This window comes from Caulobacter sp. P1_B12_2 (assembly GCF_056406675.1).
Genome location: NZ_JBFTZS010000295.1, coordinates 1 through 5,820, shown reverse-complemented (window position 1 = coordinate 5,820; position 5,820 = coordinate 1). Strand labels below are relative to the sequence as shown.

5 protein-coding genes are annotated in these 5,820 nt (G+C 69.0%); 1 reads left to right on the top strand and 4 read right to left on the bottom strand.

Annotated elements, in window-relative coordinates; translation table 11 throughout:
* From AC1DZ6_RS17215 to AC1DZ6_RS17205, 3 genes are all read right to left on the bottom strand, one after another.
* The coding region (locus AC1DZ6_RS17215; protein WP_477098366.1) for a hypothetical protein at positions 1-282 on the bottom strand (282 nt) is incomplete at its 3' end.
* A gap of 58 nt (positions 283-340) precedes the next feature.
* On the bottom strand, positions 341-1,456 hold the full coding sequence (locus tag AC1DZ6_RS17210; RefSeq protein ID WP_477098365.1) for an NAD(P)/FAD-dependent oxidoreductase: 1,116 nt from the start codon (positions 1,454-1,456) through the stop codon (positions 341-343).
* 22 nt (positions 1,457-1,478) lie between these two features.
* Positions 1,479-1,778 carry a hypothetical protein gene (locus AC1DZ6_RS17205; protein ID WP_477098364.1) on the bottom strand — a complete coding sequence of 100 codons (300 nt, stop codon included), beginning with the start codon at positions 1,776-1,778 and terminating at the stop codon, positions 1,479-1,481.
* A gap of 153 nt (positions 1,779-1,931) precedes the next feature.
* On the opposite strand from AC1DZ6_RS17205, the gene AC1DZ6_RS17200 reads away from it, so the two are divergent.
* Positions 1,932-3,083 carry a hypothetical protein gene (locus AC1DZ6_RS17200; RefSeq protein WP_477098363.1) on the top strand — a complete coding sequence of 384 codons (1,152 nt, stop codon included), beginning with the start codon at positions 1,932-1,934 and terminating at the stop codon, positions 3,081-3,083.
* Positions 3,084-3,174: 91 nt separating this feature from the next.
* Here AC1DZ6_RS17200 and AC1DZ6_RS17195 read toward each other — a convergent pair.
* A partial coding sequence (locus tag AC1DZ6_RS17195) for an indolepyruvate ferredoxin oxidoreductase family protein (RefSeq protein ID WP_477098362.1) occupies positions 3,175-5,820 on the bottom strand: 2,646 nt, incomplete at its 5' end.

Sequence of the window (5,820 nt, the reverse complement as noted above, 5' to 3'; positions counted from 1 at the left end):
GAACGACGCCGTGGGATGAGCCTGCATCATGGCCAGCACGCGCTGGTCCAGGGGCGGCTGGCGGGTGCGGGCCAGGTGCTGCTTGTGCACCAGAGACCAGATCGCGACCACCACCGCCGCGGTGACCGCGACGATCGTATACGACCAGGCCGAGCCCACCCACTGGGTCAGGAAGGCGAACACCGCCATCGCTCCAGCCACGGCGGCGATCGCCGCCGCCATGATCAGGCCCGCCCCGGCCATCAACCGCGAGATCAGTCTGTCGATAAAGTCGTCCAGCATCGCGCCCTCCTGAAAAGCCAAGATTGCAACGCACGAACGCCAAGTTGGTGGCAAAGCCCTACGCCGTCAGGCGCCGGGCGACCGCCTCGCCGATCGCCAGCGAGCTGGTCAGGCCCGGGCTCTCGATGCCGAACAGGGCCATCAGCCCCTCCAGGCCATGGGTGTCGGCGCCGCGCAGCTGGAAGTCGGGCTGTGGCTCGTCAGGCCCGTGCAGCTTTGGCCGGATCCCGGCATAGTCGGGCACCAGCAGATCCTCGGGCACGTCCGGCCAGAACTTGCGGATATAGGCGGCGAAGGCGGCGGCCTTGGCCGGATCCACCGAATAGTCGGGGGCCGGGACGTATTCCAGGTCGGGCCCGAACACCGCCTGGCCGCCCAGGTCGTTGCGGTAGTGGGTGCCCAGCGCCCCATGGATCGGCGGCGGATAGATCAGCCGCTGGAAGGGCGCCTTGGCCGCCAGCCGGAAATAGACGCCCTTGCCGTAGTGGGCGGTCGGGATCTGGTCGGCGGGAAAGCCCTCGATGGTCGCGGCCACGCCTTGCGCCGACAGACCCGGCGCGGTGACCAGCAGCCGGCAGGTCAGGCTGGCCGCCTCGGCGCCGCCGATCCGCACGGTGAAGCCGCCRCCGGCCAGGGGCGTCGCGCCCTCGAACGGGGTGGCCACCACCACCGCCCCGCCGGCCGCCTCGATCTCGCCCTGCAGGGCCAGCATGTAGTCGTGGCTGGCGAACACGCCGCTTTCCGGCGACAGCAGGGCCGTGTGGGCGTTGAGCCCCGGCTCCAGCGCCCGGGCCTGGGCGCCGGTCAGATGCTCCATGCCCTCGACGTCATTGGCCAGGGCCTGCTGGAAGATCGCCTCCAGCTGGGGGATCTCGCTTTCGCTCGTCGCCACCACCAGCTTGCCGCACTTCTTGTAGTCGACATGGTGCTTGTCGAGGAACGCGTACAGCAGCCGCCGCCCCTCGACGCACAGCCGCGCCTTCAGCGAGCCGGTCGGATAGTAGAGCCCGCCGTGGATCACCTCGGAATTGCGCGACGACACGCCCTGGCCGATGTGGCCCTCACGCTCCAGCACCGCGACCACCAGGCCGCGCTGGGACAGGGCGTAGCCGCAGGCCAGGCCGACCGCGCCGGCGCCCACCACGACGGCGTCGAAATCGAACTCTTGAGTCATTCTGAGGTCACCAGCCGCCGCTTCACTCGCGCGATGCATCCAATCGATGCTTCAGGCCCGCGCGGAGTTCGGCGAAGAAGCCTCTGGCCTCGACATCCGCTGCGGGGTCATCCTCGGCTTCCAGCTTCGCCACCAAGGCCTCAAGCTTGTCGTCGCCGCCCATGATCTCAACGGCGCGGCGATAGTTCAGATCCGCCAGTTCGGCCGCCACCGCTTCGTCCAATGACGAGAACTCGCCACGCGCCACGCGCTCTCCGAGATCGAAAGCGTCCTCGGCTCTCAGAGTCACGACGACGGGCTGGGATTGAACCGGCTTGTTCATGCCGTCAGCCTAGCACGCCCCCGGCGCCGCGCCAGATGGAGCCGCCAGCGGGACATCGAGCTTTCATTGCCCTTTTTCGAGAGCTGTGAAACCTTACCCGACAAGGTTGAGAACGCGCCGGTCATACGGGCCACCGTTCCAGGGAAGGGCATCATGAACTTCGGCGCAGCGCTCGACGTCGCGGTCGGACTGATCTTCGTCTATCTGCTGGTCAGCCTGTTCGTCACCGCCCTGAACGAATACATCTCCAGCTTCCTCAACAAGCGCAGCGAGTACCTGCTGAGTCGCGTACAGAGCCTGCTGGGCGGCGACGGCTCGGAGAAGAAGACCGGCGAGTGGTCGCCCGAGATGTGCCTGGTCTGGAACCACCCGCTGATCAGCGCCCTGAAGTCGCACAGCACCAGCGAGGACCACTGCACCAAGCGCGGGGCGCTGCTCAAGAACGCGCCGTCCTACATCCCGGGCAAGACCTTCGCCGTGGCCCTGACCGAGACGCTGAAGCCTTCGGAATCGGCCCATCTCAGCTTCGCCCAGTTGAAGACCGCCGTGTCCGGCATCGAGAACAACGAGGCCCTGAAGGCCGCCCTGCTGCCGATGATCGACAACGCCCAAGGCAAGGTCGACGTCTTCCAGCAGGACGTCGCGACCTGGTTCGACGGGGCCATGGACCGCACCAGCGGCGCCTACAAGCGCTGGATCCATCGCCTGACCTTCTGGGCCGGCTTCGCGGTCGCCATCGCCTTCAACGTCAATTCGCTGCAGCTGATCGACAACCTGTGGCGCGATCCGGTGGCCCGGGCCGGGCTGGTCGCCCAGGCCTCGGTGACGGCCAAGAGCGCGGACGACGTGCGCGGCGCGCAGGCCCAGTTGAGCGCACGCGCGCCGCCCTCGACGACGGGGGAGACAGACGGCGAGACGGGCGGGGCGACAGGCGAGGAACAGGCGGCCGGCCCCATCTCGAGCGATCCGGCCGAGTGCGCCTGCGACGCCGACGAAAAGCCCGCGGACATCTCCCAGGCCCTGCCCATGCCGATCGGCTGGAGCCAGGACGCGCTCTGCGCCCTGGTGCGCGACCCCCGCGCCAAGCCCAAGCCTGGCCAGCACTGGGACACAGCCTGTCAGGCGCCGCCGCGCGACGGCTTCGGAATTACGCTGAAGATCTTCCTGACCCTGCTGGGCCTGGCGATCACCGGCCTGGCGGTCTCGCTGGGTTCGCCGTTCTGGTTCGGCATCCTGCAGTCGGTGACCAACATCCGCGCCACCGGGATCAAGCCGGACCGGGCGGACGGGACGGCGCAGAAGTAGGATGGGGACACGCCCTTGCGGCGTGTCCCCAAATCTCGCGCCGCGCCCGCCGATAGGGCCACGCCGCAAGGGCGTGTCCCCGGTCGAAGGCTCACCCCTCCCACTGCGACCACAGGGTCACGGCTTCGGCCTTGGCCTTGACCACCGAGGCGTCCTTGACGTGGCCGTAGCCGCGGATTTCCTGCGGGATCGCCGCGATGCGGGCCGCCAGCGGCAGGCGCTCGGGCGTCAGGCCGCCGGCCAGGCGGTCCAGCGTGGTCTCGTAGTCGGCGATCAGGCMGCGCTCCATGCGGCGCTCCTCGGTGGCGCCGAACACGTCCAGCGGTCCGCCGCGCAGGCCCTTCATCCGGGCCATCAGCGGGAAGGCGTAGTCGAGCATCCAGCCGCCGAAGGCCATCTTGCGCGGCCGGCCGTCCTTGTCCTTGGTGCCGATGATCGGCGGCGCCAGCCAGACCTTGGCCTTGCCGCCCTTGAACGTCCCGGCCAGCTCGGCCGCGAAACGGCCGTCGGTATAGAGCCGGGCGACCTCGTACTCGTCCTTGTAGGCCATCAGCTTGTAGAGGTTCACCGCCGCCGCGCGGGTCAGCGGCAGGCCCCCAATAGGATTAGAGTCCTCGCCGCCGTTGGCGACCTCGGCCGTGCGCACCTTGGCCACCTTGGCGACGTAGCGGTCGGCATAGGCCTGGTTCTGGTAGGCGACCAGGTCGGCGGCGCGTTTGGCGATCAGTTCGTCCAGCGACATCGTCTCGGGCGTCGGCACGTCGGCGTCGCGCGGCCCCATCGACGCGGGGTCATGGGCCACGCGGCGGCCCAGCTCGAAGGCGGCGAGGTTGGCGTCGTAGTCCACGCCGTTCAGCTTGATCGCCCGATAGACCGCGCGGCTGGACAGCGGGATCACCCCGCGCTGCCAGGCGAAGCCGACCATGATCATGTTGGCGAAGATGGCGTCGCCGAACTGCGTCTCGGCCAGGTGCTGGGCCGGACAGGCGTCGAAGCTCTTCACCGCGCCCTTGATCCGCCGAGCCATGGCGTTGCTGTCGAAGCGCACGTCGCGGCTGGTGACGAAGTCGGCGGTGGGGGCGAAGTCGCTGTTGCCGAAGGCGCTGGTGCGGTCCTTGGCGTAGAGCGACAGGCCCTCGGGCGAGGCGGCCACCAGCATGTCGCAGGCGATCAGCACGTCGGCGCTGGCGGCGGGCACGCGGCCGCCGACCACCGTCTCCTCGGTCTCGCCGATCTTGACGTGGCTGAACACCGAGCCGCCCTTTTGGGCGAGGCCGGTCATGTCGACCACGCTGCCCGCGCGGCCGTCGACGTGAGCGGCCATGGCCAGGATCGAAGCCACGGTGGTGACCCCCGTGCCGCCAACGCCCGTGAAGATGATCCGGCGCACGCCGTGGAAGTCCTCGAACACCGGCAAGGGCGTCGAGTCCGCCGTCAGGGCCGGGGCCTTCTTGGCCTTCGTGCTTTCCGCCCCTTCCAGGGTGATGAACGACGGGCAGAAGCCGTCGACGCAGCTGTAGTCCTGGTTACAGGACGACTGGTTGATCTTGCGCTTGCGGCCCAGCTCGGTGTTCAGCGGCTCGACCGACACGCAGTTGGACTTGATCGAACAGTCGCCGCAGCCCTCGCAGACCAGCGGGTTGATGAACACCCGCTTGGTGGCCTTGGCCATGGTGCCGCGCTTGCGGCGGCGGCGCTTTTCGGTGGCGCAGGTCTGGTCGTAGAGCAGCACCGTGGTGCCGGCCGTGTCGCGCAGCATCTTCTGCACGCTCATCAGCTCGGAGCGCGGGAAGACCTCGACGCCGGGGGCCAGGTCGGTGACCCCCTGATAGCGTTCCAGCTCGTCGACCACGATCACCGTCTTGGTCACGCCCTCGGACGCCAGCTGGCGGGTGATCTGAGCGGGGGTGAAGCCGCTCTCGGCCCGCTGGCCGCCGGTCATGGCGACGGCGTCGTTGAACAGCAGCTTGTAGGTGATGTTGGCCCCGGCCGCGATCGCCGCCCGGATCGCCAGCGAGCCGGAATGGTTGTAGGTGCCGTCGCCCAGGTTCTGGAAGACGTGCTTCTCGGTCGTGAACGGCGCGGCGCCCACCCAGGTCAGGCCCTCGCCGCCCATATGGGTGTTGAGGTCGGTCATCGGGTCGTTGAACCCGGCCATGTAGTGGCAGCCGATGCCGGCCAGGGCGCGGCTGCCCTCGGGCAGCTTGGTCGAGGTGTTGTGCGGGCAGCCCGAGCAGAAGAACGGCTTGCGGGCCTGGTCGGCGGCCAGGCTGACGGCGGCGACGCCGGCGGCCGAGACACGGTTCAGATAGGCCTGAGCCCGCTCCATGTGCGGGCCTGGCGGCAGGCGGTCATAGATGGCCAGGGCGATTTCGGCCACCGACAGCGAACCCAGCTCCGACAGCAGCGGATGGCCGTGCTCGTCCAGCTTGCCGATGATGCGCGGTCGGGCGTGGRCCGGCAGATCGTAGAGGGCGGCGCGGGCCTGCGGTTCGATGAGGCCGCGCTTGTGCTCGATCACCATCAGGGTCTCGAGACCGGCGGCGAAGCTGCGCATGCCCAGGGGCTCCAGCGGCCAGGGCATGCCGACCTTGTAGATCGAGACGCCCAGGTCCGACGCCTCCTCCAGGCTCATGCCCATGGCGGTGAAGGCTTCCAGCACGTCCTTGTAGGCCTGGCCCTGGCAGACGATGCCCAGGCGGGCCTTGCCGACCCGCACGTGCGAGGCGCCCAGCAC